This is a genomic window from Sandarakinorhabdus sp. (assembly GCF_987265915.1).
In genome coordinates this window covers 1,851,606-1,868,666 of the sequence record NZ_OZ503948.1, presented here as the reverse complement: position 1 = coordinate 1,868,666, position 17,061 = coordinate 1,851,606, and the positions used below count along the sequence as shown (strand labels likewise).

General features: G+C 66.6%; 16 protein-coding genes and 1 riboswitch. Of the genes, 12 read left to right on the top strand and 4 right to left on the bottom strand.

All coding sequences use genetic code 11. The features are described 5' to 3' along the window. Positions 1-24: 24 nt before the first annotated feature. The 3 genes from AC6UUM_RS09060 to eno form a co-directional block, all read right to left on the bottom strand. Positions 25-2,421, bottom strand: coding sequence for a penicillin-binding protein 1A (locus AC6UUM_RS09060; protein WP_500801959.1), 2,397 nt, complete (start codon positions 2,419-2,421; stop codon positions 25-27). Between the two features lie 39 nt (positions 2,422-2,460). Next, complete coding sequence (locus AC6UUM_RS09055) at positions 2,461-3,741, bottom strand: N-acetylmuramoyl-L-alanine amidase (RefSeq protein WP_500801958.1); 1,281 nt, start codon at positions 3,739-3,741, stop codon at positions 2,461-2,463. A gap of 175 nt (positions 3,742-3,916) precedes the next feature. Further along, positions 3,917-5,191: a phosphopyruvate hydratase gene (eno, locus tag AC6UUM_RS09050; RefSeq protein ID WP_500804941.1), complete on the bottom strand. Its 1,275-nt coding sequence runs from the start codon at positions 5,189-5,191 to the stop codon at positions 3,917-3,919. A gap of 125 nt (positions 5,192-5,316) precedes the next feature. Here eno and AC6UUM_RS09045 point away from each other — a divergent pair, with 125 nt between their 5' ends. The 7 genes from AC6UUM_RS09045 (at position 5,317) to AC6UUM_RS09015 (ending at position 9,834) form a co-directional block, all read left to right on the top strand. Further along, positions 5,317-5,796 carry a hypothetical protein gene (locus AC6UUM_RS09045; RefSeq protein WP_500801957.1) on the top strand — a complete coding sequence of 160 codons (480 nt, stop codon included), beginning with the start codon at positions 5,317-5,319 and terminating at the stop codon, positions 5,794-5,796. A 26-nt stretch (positions 5,797-5,822) separates the two neighbouring features. After that, a complete protein-coding gene (locus AC6UUM_RS09040; protein WP_500801956.1) occupies positions 5,823-6,218 on the top strand; it encodes a phage holin family protein in 396 nt (131 codons plus the stop codon). Further along, on the top strand, positions 6,211-6,699 hold the full coding sequence (locus AC6UUM_RS09035; RefSeq protein WP_500801955.1) for a hypothetical protein: 489 nt from the start codon (positions 6,211-6,213) through the stop codon (positions 6,697-6,699). Before AC6UUM_RS09040 ends, AC6UUM_RS09035 begins: the two co-directional genes overlap by 8 nt. 37 nt (positions 6,700-6,736) lie before the next feature. Continuing rightward, positions 6,737-7,384 (top strand): MlaC/ttg2D family ABC transporter substrate-binding protein, encoded by a 648-nt coding sequence (locus AC6UUM_RS09030; RefSeq protein WP_500801954.1) that lies wholly within the window; start codon positions 6,737-6,739, stop codon positions 7,382-7,384. Next, positions 7,381-7,962 (top strand): gamma carbonic anhydrase family protein, encoded by a 582-nt coding sequence (locus tag AC6UUM_RS09025; protein WP_500801953.1) that lies wholly within the window; start codon positions 7,381-7,383, stop codon positions 7,960-7,962. The genes AC6UUM_RS09030 and AC6UUM_RS09025 overlap by 4 nt, the downstream gene beginning before the upstream one ends. A 26-nt stretch (positions 7,963-7,988) precedes the next feature. Then, complete coding sequence (locus AC6UUM_RS09020; protein WP_500801952.1) at positions 7,989-8,201, top strand: DUF4170 domain-containing protein; 213 nt, start codon at positions 7,989-7,991, stop codon at positions 8,199-8,201. A gap of 67 nt (positions 8,202-8,268) precedes the next feature. Further along, on the top strand, positions 8,269-9,834 hold the full coding sequence (locus tag AC6UUM_RS09015) for an AMP-binding protein (RefSeq protein WP_500801951.1): 1,566 nt from the start codon (positions 8,269-8,271) through the stop codon (positions 9,832-9,834). A gap of 254 nt (positions 9,835-10,088) precedes the next feature. On the opposite strand, the gene rpmE is transcribed toward AC6UUM_RS09015, so the two are convergent. After that, positions 10,089-10,319 (bottom strand): 50S ribosomal protein L31, encoded by a 231-nt coding sequence (rpmE, locus tag AC6UUM_RS09010; protein ID WP_500801950.1) that lies wholly within the window; start codon positions 10,317-10,319, stop codon positions 10,089-10,091. 85 nt (positions 10,320-10,404) lie between these two features. After that, a riboswitch (cobalamin riboswitch) is annotated at positions 10,405-10,604 on the top strand. Positions 10,605-10,847: 243 nt separating this feature from the next. Here rpmE and AC6UUM_RS09005 point away from each other — a divergent pair. The 5 genes from AC6UUM_RS09005 (at position 10,848) to AC6UUM_RS08985 (ending at position 16,695) form a co-directional block, all read left to right on the top strand. After that, positions 10,848-12,662: a TonB-dependent receptor plug domain-containing protein gene (locus AC6UUM_RS09005; protein ID WP_500801949.1), complete on the top strand. Its 1,815-nt coding sequence runs from the start codon at positions 10,848-10,850 to the stop codon at positions 12,660-12,662. 23 nt (positions 12,663-12,685) lie between these two features. Next, the gene (locus AC6UUM_RS09000; RefSeq protein ID WP_500801948.1) at positions 12,686-13,426 is read left to right on the top strand and encodes an ABC transporter substrate-binding protein; all 741 of its coding nucleotides are present in this window, start codon (positions 12,686-12,688) and stop codon (positions 13,424-13,426) included. Next, positions 13,423-14,361, top strand: coding sequence for a FecCD family ABC transporter permease (locus tag AC6UUM_RS08995; protein WP_500801947.1), 939 nt, complete (start codon positions 13,423-13,425; stop codon positions 14,359-14,361). The genes AC6UUM_RS09000 and AC6UUM_RS08995 overlap by 4 nt, the downstream gene beginning before the upstream one ends. Further along, entirely contained in the window at positions 14,361-15,062 is a 702-nt protein-coding gene (locus AC6UUM_RS08990) for an ABC transporter ATP-binding protein (protein ID WP_500801946.1), read from the top strand. The genes AC6UUM_RS08995 and AC6UUM_RS08990 overlap by 1 nt, the downstream gene beginning before the upstream one ends. A gap of 112 nt (positions 15,063-15,174) precedes the next feature. After that, positions 15,175-16,695: a carboxyl transferase domain-containing protein gene (locus AC6UUM_RS08985; RefSeq protein WP_500804940.1), complete on the top strand. Its 1,521-nt coding sequence runs from the start codon at positions 15,175-15,177 to the stop codon at positions 16,693-16,695. The last annotated feature ends 366 nt before the right edge of the window (positions 16,696-17,061 follow it).

Genomic DNA, 17,061 nt, shown 5'->3' with positions numbered 1-17,061 from the left:
GGGTGGCGCGCGGCGCGCAAGAACTCAGTAGATCCCGCCTTCCTGCTCCAGGAACTGCGCGTCGGATCGCACCCGCGTGGAGGCGCGCCGCGCCAGCACATCTTGCGCGCGCCCCGTGCGGCGCGGTTCGCTTTCGGGTTTGAACGCTTCCCAGATCACCGCCGGGCGCGGGCCGGGATCGGGCCACAGGCCGAACACGCGCTGCCCGCTGCGCCGGTCGATGCGCACCATGCGCACACCGGGCGGAATCGCGAACGGGCGCTTGGGCCAGTCCTTCAGCGCCGCCTCCCCCCATTGCCGCCAGATCGGGGCGGCGGTGGTGCCACCTTGGGCATAGGCACCGAGGCTGCGCGGCTGATCATAGCCCAGATACAGGCCGGCGACGATATCGGGGGTGCCGCCGACGAACCACACATCATTGGGGCCGCTGGTGGTGCCGGTCTTGCCGGCGAGCGGCCGGTTCAGCACCGCCAACGCCGTGCCGGTGCCGCGCTGGATGACGCCTTCCATCACATGCACGATCTGATAGGCGGTGCGGGCGTCAATGGCCTGCTGCACGCGCCCCTGCGGCCGCGGCATCGCCCCGCCGTTCCAGGCCGGCGCATTGCAACCCGGGCAGCCGCGGGTGTCGCGCCGCCAGATCACCTTGCCGCTGCGATCCTGCACATAATCGATCAGGCCGGGTTCCAGCCGCCGGCCCTGGTTGAAAATCTGCGCATAGGCGTTGGTCAGCTTCATCACCGTGGTTTCGCCAGCCCCCAAGGCAATCGAAAGCACCGGCTGGTAATCGCCGATGCCCAGCGCCTTGGCCTGCGCCACGATGCGATCCATGCCGGTGGCATCCGCAATGCGCACCGTCATCAGGTTGCGCGATTGTTCCAGGCCCCAGCGCAAGGTCTGCGCGCCCGCACCGCGCATATTTTCGAAATTGCGGAAACATTTGGTGCCAAGCAGCTTGGTCTGGAACACGCAATAGGGCCCATCAACGACGATGCTGGCCGGCGTGAAGCCATTGTCCATCGCGGTCGCATAAACAATCGGCTTGAACGTCGATCCGGGCTGGCGATTGGCCTGGGTGGCGCGATTGAACGCCTGAGCGCGCGCATCAAAGCCGCCCACCATCGCCCGCACCCGCCCGGTGGCGACTTCCTCCACCACCATGCCGCCGGAAATCTCTGGCGTCTGTCGCAGCGCCCAACCAGCGCCCGTGCGCGTCACGATGATCACATCGCCGGGCCGCAACACCTGCGCCGCCGATCGCTGGGTGGCACGATAGGGCTTGGCGGCATTGCGACCGGGCAATATGCCGGTGCTGCCATCGGAAAGGCCAATCGTGCTGTCCAGCCCGCGTTTGGACAGCACCACTGCCTTCACCCAGCGCGGATAGCCCAGCGCCACCGCCACGCCCGACAGGCGGTTCTGCCAGCCATCGCCCGGTTCGATATGCCCGGCCGGTCCGCGCCAGGCTCGCTGCGATTCATAACGGGTCATGCCATCGCGCATGGCGGTTTCGGCCGCCGCCTGCATCAGGGGATCGAGCGAGGTGCGAATCCACAGCCCGCCGCCATAGATGCTGTTCGGGCCATCCTCCTGCGCATCGCCATATTTGGCGATCAGCGTGCGGCGCACATCCTCGATGAAATAATCGTCGCGGCTGCGCGCAATGGCACGATTGGGGATGGCGTTGAGCGGCATTGCGGCGGCAGCCGCGCGTTCGGCCTCGCTGATCTGGCGATTGGCCAGCATCTGGCCCAGCACATAATCGCGCCGCGCCAGCGCCCGCGCGCGCTGGCGCACCGGATCATAGGTGGAGGGCGCCTTGGGCAGGATGGCGAGATAGGCCATCTCGGCCAGATCGAGCTGATCGACGGACTTGCCGAAATAGGATTGCGCCGCGGCCTCCACGCCATAGGCGTTGCGACCCAGGAAAATCTGGTTGAGGTACAACTCCAGGATCTGCTGCTTGGTCAGCACCGCTTCAAGCCGCCGCGCCAAGATCGCCTCGCGCAGTTTGCGCCACAGCGACACTTCGTTGCCGACCAGCGATTTGGCGACCTGCTGGGTGATCGTCGAGGCCCCGATCGGCCGCTTGTCGGTAAACACCGCCTGGACATTGGTGACGACTGCGCCGGCCAGGCCCACCCAATCGATGCCGCCATGTTCGAAAAAGGTCTTGTCTTCGGCCGAAACATAGGCCTGCACCAGCCGCGGCGGCAGTTCATCATAGGGCACGAAAATGCGGCGCTCGCGGCTGTAGCTGGTCACCACCAAGCCGTTCACGTCGCGCACCGTGGAAGGCAGCGCCGGGCTGAATGCCGCCAATTCGGCCTCCGCCGGCAGGCCAGTGGTCGCCTGCCAATAGAGTGTGCCGGCCAGCAGCAGCGGCACGACAATCAGCACAAGGCGGCGCAATCGCTTCACGCGGCCCCGAATAGCCGCCGGCCGCGCGCAGCGATAGCCCTACTCACCGGTCAGATGCCGTTCGATCGCGCGGGCGATGCCCTTGGCCAGCCGCTTGCGGCCATCATTGGAAAACAGCCGCTCGGCGTCATCCTTGTTGGTCACATAGCCGGTTTCCAGCAGTACCGACGGCACATCGGGCGCCTTCAGCACGGCAAAGGCGGCGAAATGGTGGAACTGGCCACGAAAGTTGACGCCTTCGCGTTCGAGATCATCCTGCAACAGTTCGGCAAATTCCGACGAGACATTGCCGGTGGCGCGCCGCACCAGATCGACCATGATCTCGCCGACCTCCGGCGCCTCAACCCCCAGATTGACGCCGCCGATGATGTCCGCCTTGTTTTCGCGCGCCGCGAGGCGTTCGGCGATGGCATCGCTGGCCACGGCAGACAGCGTATAGACCGACGCGCCGCGGGCGCCATCGTTGGGCGCACTGTCGGCATGCACCGAAACAAACAGATCGGCACGGGCATCGCGGGCGATGCGCACCCGCCCGCCCAGCGGAATGAAGCGATCATCCTCGCGCACCAGCTTCACCCGCACCCGGCCCGATTGGCGCAGGATGCGCGCGGCTTCGCGGGCGATGGCCAGCGTTACCTCTTTTTCATAACCGCCACTCACGGCGATCGCGCCGACATCCTTGCCGCCATGGCCGGCGTCGATCACCACCAGCGGCTTGTTGCCGCCGCGCCCCCGCCGCGCCGGGACGCGAGCCTTGCCGGGTTCGGCTCTGGCCGGCTCCGGTTCAGCCTCCGGCGCAGGGGTAGCTGCGGGTTCGACCACCACCGCTGGCGGCCCAGCATCGGGCTTGCGGCCGAAATTGTCCGGCAGGTTGAACGCGCCGGTGGCCACCGTCGGCGGTGGCGGTGGGCCATCGCTTCGCAGCAAGGCCAGCGGCCGGCGGCCACGCGCCACGGTGGCGGCGAACACGGAAGGGTCCGTGCGCTCCAGCGCGATGACCACCTGGTTGCCGCTGGCCCGCGCCTCGCGGATGATCACCGGCGCCTTCAGATCGATCACCAGCCGCGCCGTGCCCGGCGCAAACATCGCGGCGCGCAGCGCGGCCACGCTGTTGCTGCCCGGCGCCGTCAACGGATCGATCACGCCGACGAAATCCACCACCAGCCGAAACGGCTCCGCCAATGCAAAGGCCTGCGCCGCCGGCAACGGGCCATCGGCGGTGATGATCACCCGGCCAGCCTGGCTTTCGATGGCCGTGATGCGCGCGGCCCAGGCCGGCGCGGCAAGTATCAGGCACAAGGACAGAAAAAGGCAGCGCACATGGCGAGGGATAGTGGCGTGTCGCCTTCGCGGCAAGGTTAGCGCGTTCGAAACCCACCCCCAAGCCCCTCCCGCAAGCGGGAGGGGAGCAGGTCGGCACCGCAGGACGCGCGCTCCACCAGCCTAAACGGCGCCCCTCCCGCTTGCGGGAGGGGCTGGGGGTGGGAATTCCCCCTTAGCGCAGCACCGACCGCCCGGCGTAGACCGCTTCACTGCCCAGCTCTTCCTCGATGCGGATCAACTGGTTGTATTTGGCCAACCGGTCCGAACGCGCCAGGCTGCCGGTCTTGATCTGACCGCAGCCGCAGGCCACCGCCAGATCGGCGATGGTGGCGTCTTCGGTTTCGCCGGACCGGTGCGACATCACCGTGCGATAACGGTTGCGGTGCGCCAGATCGACGGCGCTCAGCGTTTCGGTGAGCGTGCCGATCTGGTTGACCTTCACCAGCAGCGCATTGGCCAGGCCATCCTTGATGCCCTGATCCAGCCGCGCCGGATTGGTGACGAACAAATCATCGCCCACCAGTTGCACACTGCCGCCCAATTTGTCGGTCAGGATCTTCCAGCCAAGCATATCGTCTTCGCTCATGCCGTCCTCGATCGACAGGATCGGATAGTCACCGCACAGGCTGGCCCAATATTCCGCCATCTGCGCCGGGCTGAGGGTCAGGCCTTCGCCGTGCAGATGATAGTGGCCATCCTTGAAGAATTCGGTCGCCGCCGCATCGAGCGCAAGCATGACATTCTCGCCAGGCACGAAGCCGGCCTTCGTTACCGCGGCCATCACGAAATCCAGCGCAGCGCGGGTGCCATTCAGATTGGGCGCAAAGCCGCCTTCGTCACCCACCGCCGTGTTGTGGCCTTGCGCCTTCAGCTCGGCTTTCAACGTGTGGAAAATCTCCGCGCCCCACCGCACGGCTTCGGCGATGCTGCCGGCACCCACCGGCATCACCATGAATTCCTGCACGTCGATCGGGTTGTCGGCATGGGCGCCGCCGTTGATGATGTTCATCATCGGAACGGGGAGCAGCCGCGCCGACACGCCGCCGACATAGCGGTGCAGCGGCAGGCCGCGCGAATCCGCCGCCGCCTTTGCCACCGCCAGGCTGACGCCCAATATGGCATTGGCCCCCAGCCGCGATTTGTTGGCCGTGCCATCCAGTTCGATCATCGCGGCATCGACGGCGCCCTGTTCCTCGGCCTCCATGCCGGCCAGCGCATCGAAAATCTCGCCATTCACCGCCGCCACGGCCTTGAGCACGCCCTTGCCCAGATACCGCGCCTTGTCGCCATCGCGCAGTTCAACCGCTTCGTGCGCGCCGGTGGAGGCGCCCGACGGCACGGCCGCACGGCCGGTGCAGCCATCGGCCAACACCACATCGACTTCGACAGTGGGATTGCCGCGGCTGTCGAGAATTTCGCGGGCGTGGATATCGACGATGGCAGTCATGGCGGTCTGGCCCTTCTGGAACGGGAAACTGGACACCGTCGGCCTTGAACCGCAGCGCGTGACAGGCCAGATAGAGGGGGTTGCCGGTGCGGGCAAGCATCCGCGAGCCCAGGAGTAGCGCTTTGATGAGCATGATCGATCCCGCCACCAATCCGTTGCCGATCGACGCTGCTGACTGGTCTGATGACTGGTCGCCCGATGACGTGGCCATTCCCGCCGTCCGCAAACCCGCCAGCAAGGTTGCGGCGCCGACCAATGCCGGCTTGCACATGCTCACCGATCTGGCGCGCGGCCGCTTGACCATGCTGGTCGAAGACGCGCGCGACAGCCTGGTTGGCCAGGTGCGCGGCCTGAAATCGCTGGCCGAATTGTTGGGCGACAATATCGGCGATTCGCTGGGCGACAATGGCGTGCCGGTGAAGCGGTTCATCGGCAATGCCACGGATACCATCGACACCATTGCCGATACGCTGGCCGAAAAATCAGTGGAGGAATTGGTGGAAGATGGCCGGGAACTGGTGCGCGCGCAGCCAGTTGTGGCCGTGAGCCTGGCGATTGCTGTCGGCTTCCTGATCGGCCGCATCGCAAAGGCTTCGCAAGATTGATGATTCCGCCAAAGTCCCCGCTGATCATGCAGCCGCGCCATCTGATTGCGGGGTTGCTGACCCTGCTGCAGGCGCTGGCGCGGCTGACCTCGGCTGAACTCAAGGCCAATTTCGGTTCCCTGCGCGGGCCGTTGCTGATGCTGGCGGCCGCGATGGGATTGCTGATGATCGGCATGACCCTATTGCTGGTCGCCGCCGTGCTGGCGCTGGCTGAACTGGTCGGTGCCACGGCGGCCACGGCCATCGTCGCGGTGGTCGCCGCCGGCGCGGGCCTGGCGCTGGGCTGGACCGGCCTGTCGCGATTGGAGCAGACCAATCTTGCGCCGCGCCGGAGCATTGCGGCATTGGCGGGCCAGATTGACCGGTTCGCCGGATTGGCCAACAATGGCGGCGACGCCCAGAAGGACAAAGCGCATGACTGAGCAGGCCACCATCGAAGACCTCGCCCGTGCCGCCGACGATGCCGGTGCCCGGCTGGCCGATGGCGTCAATGATCTGGCGGAACGGCTGACACCGCGCCGCATCATGGACGATGCCCTGAACGCCGCCAAAGCCCGCGGCACGGAACTGGCGCGGGATGCCACCGGCCTGGTCAAGGCGCATCCGGTGGTGGTGGGGGCTGCCGTGGCCGCCGTCGGGCTGGCGGTCTATGCCGGCGGCCGCATTTCGCGCGCGGAGCTGGATATCGACAATGATCTGGCTGGCTACACCGATTATGACGATGTGCCGCCCGCCTCCGTTGCCAGCAGCACGGCGGATGCGCGGGAACTGGTCACCGAAAATCCGGTGCTGGCCATTCTCGCCGGCCTGGCCGCTGGCGCGGCGCTGGCCATGCTGTTCCCCAGCAGCGATTCCGAACGGCGCAGTCTTGGGGCGCTCGCCAAGCGGGTGACCGGGCTTTAATCTCCGGTTCAACCATTTGCTGCCAATGCCGGTGCCCATGAAACAGCCCTTCATTGCCATCATCAGCCTTCTTGCGGCGCTCGGCGTGCCTGCGCTGCCGGCGGCGGCGCAGGTGGGCGCTGCCTCCGCGGCCAGCCCCGGCGACCCGGCAGCGCGGCCGTTCGTCGAGGCGTTGGTGGGCGAAGGCTTCGCCATCCTGCGCAACAAGGCGATCGATCGGCAGGCCGCCCGCGCCAAATTCCGGCAGATCCTGCAGCGCGATGTGGCGCTTGATGATATCGGCATGCGCCTGATCCGCCGGCAGCGCGCTGGTCTGACGCCGGCCCAGCTTGCGGCCTATCGCGCCGCTTTCCCGGAATTCGTGCTCAACGCCTATGCTGATCGGCTGTATGATTATGCCGACGCGCGGGTGCAGGTGCAGCGCACCATCGGGCGCGGCCCCTTCACCGAGGTCTATACCCGCGTCACCCGCCCCGGCGCGCAGCCGATCGACACGATCTGGCAGGTGAAGAACACAGATGGCAAATTGCAGGTCAACAATCTGGTGGTCGGCGGCGTCAATCTGTCATTGACGCAGGAAGCCGATTTCACCAGTTACATCGCCAAGAACGGCTTTGATGCGCTGGTGGCCTTCCTGAAGAGCGCCAACGCCAAGAGCCTGGCGGTGCAGGCGGGAAGCAAATGACGAGCCGGATCGAGATTCACCCGACTGCATACGTCCATCCCTCGGCGCAAATCTATGGCCATGTCACCATCGGCCCCCGCGCCAGCGTCTGGTGCAACGCGGTGATCCGCGCTGAAACCGCCCATGTCGAGATCCACGAAGGTGCCAATATTCAGGATTTCGTGATGATCCACACCGATCCCGGCAAACCGGTGATCGTGGGCGCCTATACCAGCGTGACCCACCATGTGACATTGCATGGCTGCACCATCGGTGATCATTGCCTGATCGGCATCAACGCCACTGTTTACAACGGCAGCCATGTCGGCGCCGGATCGATCGTCGGCCAGCATGCCTATCTGAAGGATGGCACCCAGGTGCCGCCGGACAGCATCGTGGTCGGCAGCCCGGCCAAGGTGATCGCCACGCGCAACAACCGGCTGCCCAATCGCATCAACGCCGAATTCTACATGCGCAACGGCGAATGCTATGCCGTCGGCAACCACCGCGCCTGGGCCGGCCCCGAATTCGAAACCTGGTTCGCTGCAACCATGCAGCGCTTGCAGGGCGACTATGCGGTGAACACCACTGGCGCCTGAGCGCCTGCCCCGCTAGACCCCCGCGTATGAGCAAATTGCATCTGGTGTTCGGCGGCCGCGTGGCCGATCCGCAAGGCATGGATTTCACCAATCCCGACGATCTGCATATCGTCGGCATTTTCCCCGATTATGCGCACGCCGAAGCCGCCTGGCGCGCCAATGCCCAGCGCACCGTGGACGACGCCACCATGAAATATGTCGTGGTCCATCTGCACAAATTGTTGCAGCCGGACAGCTGACTCCCAACAAGTTCAGGCTTGCCCTGCCCGCCTGCGCCCATAGAGTGCGCGGTGGGGAGGACGAGCCATGCCACAAGAAATGAGCCTGGGCGCCGTCATCGAAACGGTTGTCGCTGCTGTCGATCCGGCGCTGCCGGCGTTGATTCATGGGGACATGCGGCGCAGTTGGGCCGATGTCGGGCAACGCAGCGCCAGCCTGGCCGCCGCCATGTTGGCCGCCGGGGCCGTGCCTGGCGATCGCTGCGCGCTGCTGATGCGCAATGGCCCGGCCTATGTCGAAGGGCTGATCGCCTGCCTGCGCGCCCGGCTGGTCCATGTGAACGTGAATTATCGCTACACCGGGGAAGAGCTGTTCTACATCCTCGACAACAGCGATTCCGCCGTGGTCATCTATGATGCGGAATTTGCGCCCCTGGTCGCTTCGATCCGCGGGCGGCTTTCGGCCAGATGCTGGTTGCAGGTGGGCGGCGACACCGAAGCTTTCGCGCAGGATTTCGATGCGGTCGCCGCGGCCGGTCATGCGCTGGCCCCGCAGGCGCATGACCCTACCGACATGCTGTTCATCTACACCGGCGGCACCACCGGCCTGCCCAAGGGTGTGATGTGGGATCAGGGCGCGCTGTGGCAATTGATGAACGCTGGCACCGCCGGGTTGTCACCGGACTCGCTCGCTGCCCACGCTGCTGATATTGCTGCTGCGGTCGGCCGGCAACGCGCGCTGGTGCTGCCACCGTTGATGCATGGTACCGGCCTGATCATCGCGCTGGCCACGCTGTGCAAGGGCGGCACGGTCGTCACCTTGCCAGGCGCCAATTTCGATCCGGGTGAAGCCACCACCACCTGTCAGCGTGAATACTGTGATTATGCGGTCATCGTCGGCGATGCCTTTGCCCGGCCGCTGCTGAAGGCGCTCGATGCCGGCATCGGCAGCATCGCCACGCTGAATGTGATGATCTCGTCCGGCACCATGTGGTCGCCGGAGGTCAAGGCCGGCCTGCTCGGGCACGCGCGCACCATGATGATCGTCGACTCGCTCGGCTCCTCCGAAGGCCTTGGCCTCGGCGCCGCCGCACAGACTGCCGACAATGCCGGCGCGCCGACCAAGTTCATGGCCGATGGCAACACATTGATCATCGGCGACGACATGAAGCCGGTGCCGCCCGGCACCATGGGCCGCATTGCGCGCGGCGGCCTGATCCCGCGCGGTTACTGGAAGGATCCGGTGAAGAGCGCTGCCACCTTCCCGGAAATCGACGGCAAGCGCTATTCGATCCCCGGTGATTTCGCCATCATCGAAGCCGATGGCAGCTTCACCCTGTTGGGACGCGGCAGCCAATGCATCAACACTGGCGGCGAGAAGGTTTTCCCCGAAGAGGTGGAAGAAACGCTGAAAACCCACCCCGCCATCGAAGACGCGCTGGTGTTCGGCGTGCCGGATGAAAAATGGGGCCAGGCCGTCAGCGCCGTGGTCGAAGCGCAAGGGCCGGTGGATATCGAGGAACTGCGCGCGCATGTGCGCCTGCATCTCGCCGGCTACAAGACGCCCAAGACCGTGCTGGTGGTGAAGAAAGTCCCGCGCGCACCCAATGGCAAGGCGGACTATGCGGCGGCGAAGGCGATGATGGCCAGCTAACCTCCCCTCCCCTTGAGGGGAGGGGCTGGGGGTGGGGCTGTGCCGCCGGGACCGCGCTTTGCTGTTGCGCGTACGGCCGGCGGCGAAGCCGCCGGGTCCGTTTGTTTTTCGAAGGAAAAAGAAGGAAGAGCGCGGCAAAGCCGCGCCGTCGGAAGAGTCAAAAAAGGCGGCCTGCAGGGGCCGCCTTTTTCACTCGCCGTCCGCGCTGGCGCGAGTCGGCAAATAGCTGCGCTATTTGCGCGCCGCGCTGCGCGTTACTTCTTCGCCAAACCAAAGCTGGCAAAACGCTTGTTGAAGCGCGCCACCTGGCCGCCGGCGTCCAGCATGCGCCCGGTGCCGCCAGTCCAGGCCGGGTGGCTGGTCGGATCGATTTCCAGGGTCATCACATCGCCTTCCTTCCCCCAGGTCGTGCGGGTCTGATAGGAAGAGCCGTCGGTCATCTTGACGGTAATCGTGTGATACTTGGGGTGAATGCCGGACTTCATGGGGAGGTTCCTTGCTGTGGACCGGTTCCGACCGGCCCTGGAAAGGGATGCGCCTTAGCGGCTTGACCACAGCTTGGCAACAGGCGTAACCCTGCCCGCGAACGGTGCCCGCCTTGACCGGCGGGAGAATAGGGAAGCCGGTGCGGGGGAAACCTCAAGTCCGGCGCTGTACCCGCAACTGTAAGCGGCCAGCTGCTGTGCCACATGTCACTGGGCAACCGGGAAGACGGCACGCCAGCGTTACGAGCCGCGAGCCAGGAGACCTGCCGTTCCCCGATTGGCCTTGGCGCCTTTCGGGGTCGCCCCATGCCTGCCGGGACCAGCAGCGCATGTGACGAGGACAGGCAGGCGCACGCCCTGCCCGCCCTTTCGTTCGTGGCGACTTCGTGTCGCCACACGTCCGGCCAAAGTGCCGGCCTGAACGAAAGGTCATGCCAGATGCTCTCCCTTGTCATGCTTGCCGGCCAAGCGGCCATTGCAGCCTCGACTCCTGCGCCCAATAACCAACCCATCCGCGTCGTTGAAACGATGGCGCCGATCACCGTCTCCGCCAGCCGCACCACGTTGCAACTGGCCGAAACCGGCATCAGCATCAGCCAAATCAGCCAGCCGCAGATCGAAGGCCTGTCGCTGCCGCTGGTGAAGGATTATCTCACTCTCATCCCCGGCGTCGCCGTCGCCCAAACCGGGCCCTTGGGGGCGCAGACGCAAATTCGCATCCGCGGCGCCGAGGCCAATCACAGCATCACCTTCATCGACGGCATCGAGATGAATGACCCGGCCTCGTCGGGCGAGTTTCGCATCGATACGTTGCTCAGCCACGGGGTGGGCCGCATTGAAGTGCTGCGCGGACCGCAAAGCGCACTGTGGGGCAGCCAGGCCATCGGCGGGGTGATCAGCATCACCACCCGCGCACCTGTGCGCGGGGCGTTGCTGTATGGCGAGGTGCAGGGCGGCAGCCTCGGTACGTACCGCGGCGGCATCGGCGGCGGCTGGGCCGGCAAGGATGTGACCGTCAGCGCGCAGGTATCGGGGCTTTCGACCGATGGCTATGACATCGCGCGTGTGGGCGGCGACAGCGACGGCTATGACAATGTGACGGCGCATGGCCGGCTGGAATGGCGGGCGCTGCCGGCGCTCACCCTGCTGCTGGTCGGCCGCCACCAGGATTCGACCTCGCGTTTCGATGGCTTCAACTTCGTCACCGGCGTGCCGCGCGACGAGCCACTCTCCACCCGCAGCCGCCAGACCGCGCTGCGTGCCGAAGCCGCACTCGATCCGTTCGAGGGACGCTGGATCACCAAGGCCAGCTTCATGGCGGTGCGCGCCGACAACAGCAACCGCCGCGCCGGCGCCTTCCAGAACCGCAGCGATGGCGAGCGTGACCTGTTCCGCCTGCAATCGAGCGGTCGGTTCGCTGCAGCGGGCGCCCAGCACCGTGTCACCGCTGCACTCGATGTGGAAACCGAGCGCTTCGAAAGCATCGATGCCAACGCCAATGCCGCATCGAACCAGCGCCAGCGCCGCCGCCAGACCAGCCTGATCGGCGAATATCGCCTGAATGCCAGCGGCTTTTCGGCCGGGGCCGCCGTGCGCCGCGACCTGAACGACCGCTTCGCCGATGTGACCACCGTGCGCTTTGACGCTATCGCCCCGATCGGCCAACTGCGCCTGCACGCCGCCCATGGCACCGGCATCGCCGATCCGACCTTCTTCGATCAGTTCGGCTTTTTCCCCGGATCATTCAGTGGCAACCCCAATCTGACCCCCGAACGCAGCCGTAGCGTGGAGGCCGGCATCGGCTGGGACAATGGCCGCCACCGGCTCGACGTGACCGCCTTTGACGCCACGCTGGACAATGAAATCATCGGCACCTTCAACAGCACCACCTTCCAGTCCGGCGTCGCCAACGCGTCGGGGCGCAGCAAGCGGCGCGGCATCGAAGTGGCCGGCGCAGCGAGCCTGGCCGACGGACTGAACCTCACCGCCAGCTACACCTGGCTGGATGCCGATCAGCAGCAGGTGGCGGGCGCCTTGGCTGTGCGCGAGGTCCGCCGCCCGCGCCACAGCGGCAGCGTTGCGCTGGCCTACACGGGCAAGCGCTTCGATCTGTCCGCTGCGGCGGCCATCACCGGCGCCCGCGGTGATACGGATTTCGCCCGTTTCGTGCCCGTGACGCTGCCGGCCTATACGCTGGTGACAATCGCCGGTGCCTGGCATCTGACCGACAGGATCGACCTGACCGTGCGCATCGAAAATGCAGCTGATGCGAAGCAGATCGATGTGTTTGCCTATCGCGGCCCAGGCATCACCGCGCACGGTGGGGTGCGGTTCCGGCTGTGAGGGCCGCTGCGGCCTTGCTGGCATTGGCGGCAACTTCGGTTGCCGCCACCCCTGCCCGCATCGTCTCGCTGAACCTGTGCACCGACGAATATCTGCTGATCACCGCCCGGCCGAACCAGATCGCCAGCATCAGCCGGCTGGGCGCTGACCGCCAGGAAAGCCCGCTGGCCGGTCAGGCGCGCGGGCTCGCCACCAACAATGGCCAATTGGGCGATGTGATCGGCGCCGCGCCCGATCTGGTGCTCACCATGGGCGCCAGCCCGCAAGACGCCGCCCTCGCCCGCCGGCTGGGCATCAGCCTGATCGCCCTGCCCTATCCGCACAGCCCCGCCGACGTGGCGCGCCAGGTGCAGCAGATTGCCGCCTTGGTCGGCAATCCCGCCGCCGGCACGGCGTTTGCACGCGACGTGCAATCGCTTGGCCGCACCGCGCCGGCTGCGCCGATCGCGGCGCTGATGCTCGGCGGCGGCGGTCTGGCGCCAGCCATGGGCGGGCTGGCCGCCGGCTGGCTGCGGCTCGCCGGCTTGGCTCAGCGCCAATCCGGCCCGGTGGCGATGGAGGCGCTGCTTGCCGATCCGCCGGCCGTGCTGGTCATCAACACCTATCGCCCCGGCCAGTTTTCGCAACCGCACGCCTGGACCAGCCACCCGGCGCTGGCCCGGATGCCCAGCCGCCGCATCGCAACCGATGGCCGCGCCTTCCTGTGCGGCGGGGCGGCCATGCCGGCCGAAATCCGCCGCTTGCGCGCGGCGCTGAAGCCATGAACCTGCGCCTCGCCCTGTTGTGCGCGACGCTGCTGGTCGCGTCGCTGGCCATCGGGCCGGTGGACTTGGCTGCAGTCCACGCCCGCGATCCCGAACTGGCGCGCACCCTGTTCGTGGAATTGCGGCTGCCGCGCACCGGGCTGGCGCTGGCCATCGGCGCTGGCCTGGGCGCGGCGGGTGCGGCGGCGCAGGCGCTGCTGCGCAATCCGCTGGCCTCCCCCGATGTGCTGGGGCCATCGAGCGGCGCGGCATTGGGCGCCGTGCTCGCCGGCTATTTCCTTGGCTTCGGCCTTGCCGGCATGGCGCTGGGCAGCCTGGCCGGGGCCGGCGGCGGCCTGATCCTGCTGCTGGCGCTGGCCGGCAGAGGCGCGAGCACCACGCGGCTGGTGCTGGCCGGCGTTGCGGTGGCCAGCTTGTTCGGCGTGGCCATCAATCTGGCGCTCAGCCTCGCGCCGTCGCCGTTCGCGCTTTATGATCTGATGTTCTGGCTGATGGGCAGCCTCTCTGATCGCACGCTGCCGCAGTTGCTGGTGGCGGCGCCTTTGATCGGGCTTGGCCTCGTGCTGTTGGTGCGGAGCGGACCGGCGCTGGACACGCTGACCCTGGGCGAGGAGGTGGCGCAGACCATGGGCATCGCGCTGCCAGCGGTGCGGGCCCGTGTCGTGATCGGCATTGCGCTGGTCACCGGTGCTGGCGTGGCGGTGGCGGGCAGCATCAGCTTTGTCGGGCTGGTGGTGCCGCATCTTGTGCGGCCCTTCGTGGGCCATCGCCCCGGCGCGGCGATCGTGCCGGCGGCGCTGGCCGGCGCAGCGCTGCTGCTCGCCGCCGACATCGCCATCCGATTGCTGCCGGCCGGGCTTGATCTCAAGCTCGGCGTGCTCACGGCGCTGATCGGCGCGCCCTTCTTCCTCTGGCTGATCCTGAAGGGGCGCTGATGCTTGAAGCCGTCGCCCTCGCCCGCCCGCCCATGCTGGCACCCCTCACACTGGCCCTTCACCCCGGCCGCGTCACCGGCGTGATCGGCCCCAATGGCGCCGGCAAGACCACGCTGCTGCGCGCGCTGGCCGGCGTGTCGAGCGGCCCCGGCACGGTGCTGATCGACGGCCAGCCTGTGCGGCCGCACCCGCGCACCCTGGCCTGGCTGCCGGCCAGCCGCGATGCCGTCTGGCCGATGACGGCGAGCGCGCTGGTTGCGCTCGGCCTCGGTCCCGGTGCCGCGCCCGATGCACACGCCGTCGCTGCCGCACTGGCCGCCTGTGACGCAACTCATCTCGCCACCCGCGCCGTCAACCTGCTTTCCACCGGTGAGCGCGCCCGCGTGCTGCTGGCGCGCGCGCTGGTGGCGCGGCCGGCGTGGCTGGTGCTTGATGAGCCGATTGCCAACCTCGATCCCGGCCATCGCCTCGACGTGATGGCCCTGCTCGCCGCCGAGGCATCGACAGAAGCTGGGGGCCGCGGCACCGGCGTCGTGCTGGCACTGCACGATCTCGATCTGGCGGCGCGCTGCGATCGCCTGCTGCTGATCGATGGCGGCCGGCTGGTGGCCGATGGCCGGCCGGCCGAGGTGCTAAGCGATGACCGGCTCACCGCCAGTTTCGGTGTGCGGCGCGGCGAACAAGGTTGGCAGCGCGCCTGACAGATGGCCTGACTCTGCGCCACTTGGCGACTGCCGCGGTGCCGCCTATACCCATAACATGCCCCGCATTGGCCAACCCCTGCCCCCCTCCGCGCGCACCACGGCCAGCGCCATGGCCGATCTGGTCAGCGATCTGCGCGAGAAAGCCGCGCGCATCGCGCTGGGCGGCCCGCAGGCCTCCCGCGAAAAACATGTGGCGCGCGGCAAGCTGCTGCCGCGCCAGCGCGTCGAGGCGCTGCTCGATCCGCACACCGGCTTCCTCGAAATCGGCCAGTTCGCCGCCCATGATGTCTATGGCGAGGATGTGCCGGCCGCCGGCCTGATCGCCGGCGTTGGCCAAGTGGCGGGCCGGCTGTGCGTGATCGTCGCCAATGATGCGACGGTGAAGGGTGGCAGTTACTATCCGTTGACGGTGAAGAAGCATTTGCGCGCCCAGGAAATCGCGGCGCAAAATGGCCTGCCCTGCCTGTATCTGGTGGACAGCGGCGGCGCCAACCTGCCGCGCCAGGACGAAGTGTTCCCCGATCGTGAGCATTTCGGCCGCATCTTCTTCAACCAGGCCAATATGAGCGCGCAAGGCATCCCGCAGATCGCCGCCGTGCTGGGCAGTTGCACCGCTGGCGGTGCCTATGTGCCGGCGATGGCCGACGAATCGATCATCGTGAAGGATCAGGGCACGATCTTTCTGGGCGGCCCGCCGCTGGTGAAGGCCGCCACTGGCGAAGAAGTGACCGCCGAGGAACTGGGCGGCGGCGATGTGCACACGCGGCTGTCGGGCGTGGCCGATCACCTCGCCGAAAATGATCAGGATGCCTTGGATATCACCCGCCGCATCGTCGCCACCTTCCCTGCGCCGCGCGCTGTGCTGCCCGGACCGGCGCGGGCACCGCTGTTTGACACCAGCGAACTCAACGCGCTCGCCCCCATTGACACCCGCGTACCGGTGGACGTGCGCGAGATCATCGCCCGGCTGGTGGACGGCTCCGAACTGCATGAATTCAAGCCGCGCTATGGCGAAACATTGGTGACCGGCTTTGCCGAAATCGAAGGCTACCAGGTCGGCATCATCGCCAACAACGGCATCTTGTTCAGCGAATCCGCCCAGAAAGGCGCGCATTTCATCGAACTGGCCTGCCAGCGCCGCATTCCGCTGCTGTTCCTGCAGAATATCAGCGGCTTCATGGTCGGCCGCCGGTTCGAGAATGAAGGCATCGCCAAGCATGGTGCCAAGCTGGTCACGGCTGTCAGCTGCGCTGCCGTGCCGAAGATCACGGTGATCACCGGCGGCAGTTTCGGTGCCGGCAATTATGGCATGTGCGGCCGCGCTTACGCCCCGCGCTTCCTGTGGATGTGGCCCAATGCGCGGATCAGCGTGATGGGCGGCGAACAGGCGGCGAGCGTGCTGGCGACGGTGAAAGGCGGCGGTTTCAAATCGGCCGCCGAGGAAGAGGCGTTCAAGGCGCCGATCCGCGCCCAATATGAACGCGAAGGCCATCCCTTGCATGCCAGCGCCCGGCTGTGGGACGATGGCATCATCGCGCCGGAAGACACACGCGCCGTGGTGGCGCTGAGCCTCGCGGCGTCGTTGCAGCAGCAGGTAGCCGAAACGCGCTTCGGCACGTTCCGGATGTGATGTTATGCTTGATGTAAATGGTCTTACTGCTCTCCAGGCTGACCGCCTTGCTGAGGTCGTGTACGATGGGGGCAGCCCGCCACTAAGCAAACTCAGCCAGACTGAGAATTCGATCGACCTAATGAGGTTGGACTGGTGGCAGGACCCTGGAAGATTGGAAATCCCGTCAACTCGACATAAGGCGGCTATAAATCTGTATCTTGCTTTGGCAGCCAGAATTGAAAACTATGCCGACGGTATATCTTTTCCAGCGATGTTCCGTTTCAATAAAAAGCGCGACAGTCGCCGCCCGGACAAAGGAGTTATCAAGGCGATGACCCTAGCCAGTCCTCCAATTTTAGAAGCTCAATCGATCCGTGGCGTCCT

What these genes read in the sequence shown, in the direction of transcription:
- AC6UUM_RS08990 (WP_500801946.1), top strand. Translation starts at nt 14,361, where the DNA reads ATGCTTGAAGCCGTCGCCCTCGCCCGCCCGCCCATGCTGGCACCCCTC.
- AC6UUM_RS09015 (WP_500801951.1), top strand. Translation starts at nt 8,269, where the DNA reads ATGCCACAAGAAATGAGCCTGGGCGCCGTCATCGAAACGGTTGTCGCT.
- AC6UUM_RS09045 (WP_500801957.1), top strand. Translation starts at nt 5,317, where the DNA reads ATGAGCATGATCGATCCCGCCACCAATCCGTTGCCGATCGACGCTGCT.
- AC6UUM_RS09030 (WP_500801954.1), top strand. Translation starts at nt 6,737, where the DNA reads ATGAAACAGCCCTTCATTGCCATCATCAGCCTTCTTGCGGCGCTCGGC.
- AC6UUM_RS09040 (WP_500801956.1), top strand. Translation starts at nt 5,823, where the DNA reads ATGCAGCCGCGCCATCTGATTGCGGGGTTGCTGACCCTGCTGCAGGCG.
- AC6UUM_RS09005 (WP_500801949.1), top strand. Translation starts at nt 10,848, where the DNA reads ATGGCGCCGATCACCGTCTCCGCCAGCCGCACCACGTTGCAACTGGCC.
- AC6UUM_RS08995 (WP_500801947.1), top strand. Translation starts at nt 13,423, where the DNA reads ATGAACCTGCGCCTCGCCCTGTTGTGCGCGACGCTGCTGGTCGCGTCG.
- AC6UUM_RS09020 (WP_500801952.1), top strand. Translation starts at nt 7,989, where the DNA reads ATGAGCAAATTGCATCTGGTGTTCGGCGGCCGCGTGGCCGATCCGCAA.
- AC6UUM_RS09025 (WP_500801953.1), top strand. Translation starts at nt 7,381, where the DNA reads ATGACGAGCCGGATCGAGATTCACCCGACTGCATACGTCCATCCCTCG.
- AC6UUM_RS08985 (WP_500804940.1), top strand. Translation starts at nt 15,175, where the DNA reads ATGGCCGATCTGGTCAGCGATCTGCGCGAGAAAGCCGCGCGCATCGCG.
- rpmE (WP_500801950.1), bottom strand. Translation starts at nt 10,319, where the DNA reads ATGAAGTCCGGCATTCACCCCAAGTATCACACGATTACCGTCAAGATG.
- eno (WP_500804941.1), bottom strand. Translation starts at nt 5,191, where the DNA reads ATGACTGCCATCGTCGATATCCACGCCCGCGAAATTCTCGACAGCCGC.
- AC6UUM_RS09035 (WP_500801955.1), top strand. Translation starts at nt 6,211, where the DNA reads ATGACTGAGCAGGCCACCATCGAAGACCTCGCCCGTGCCGCCGACGAT.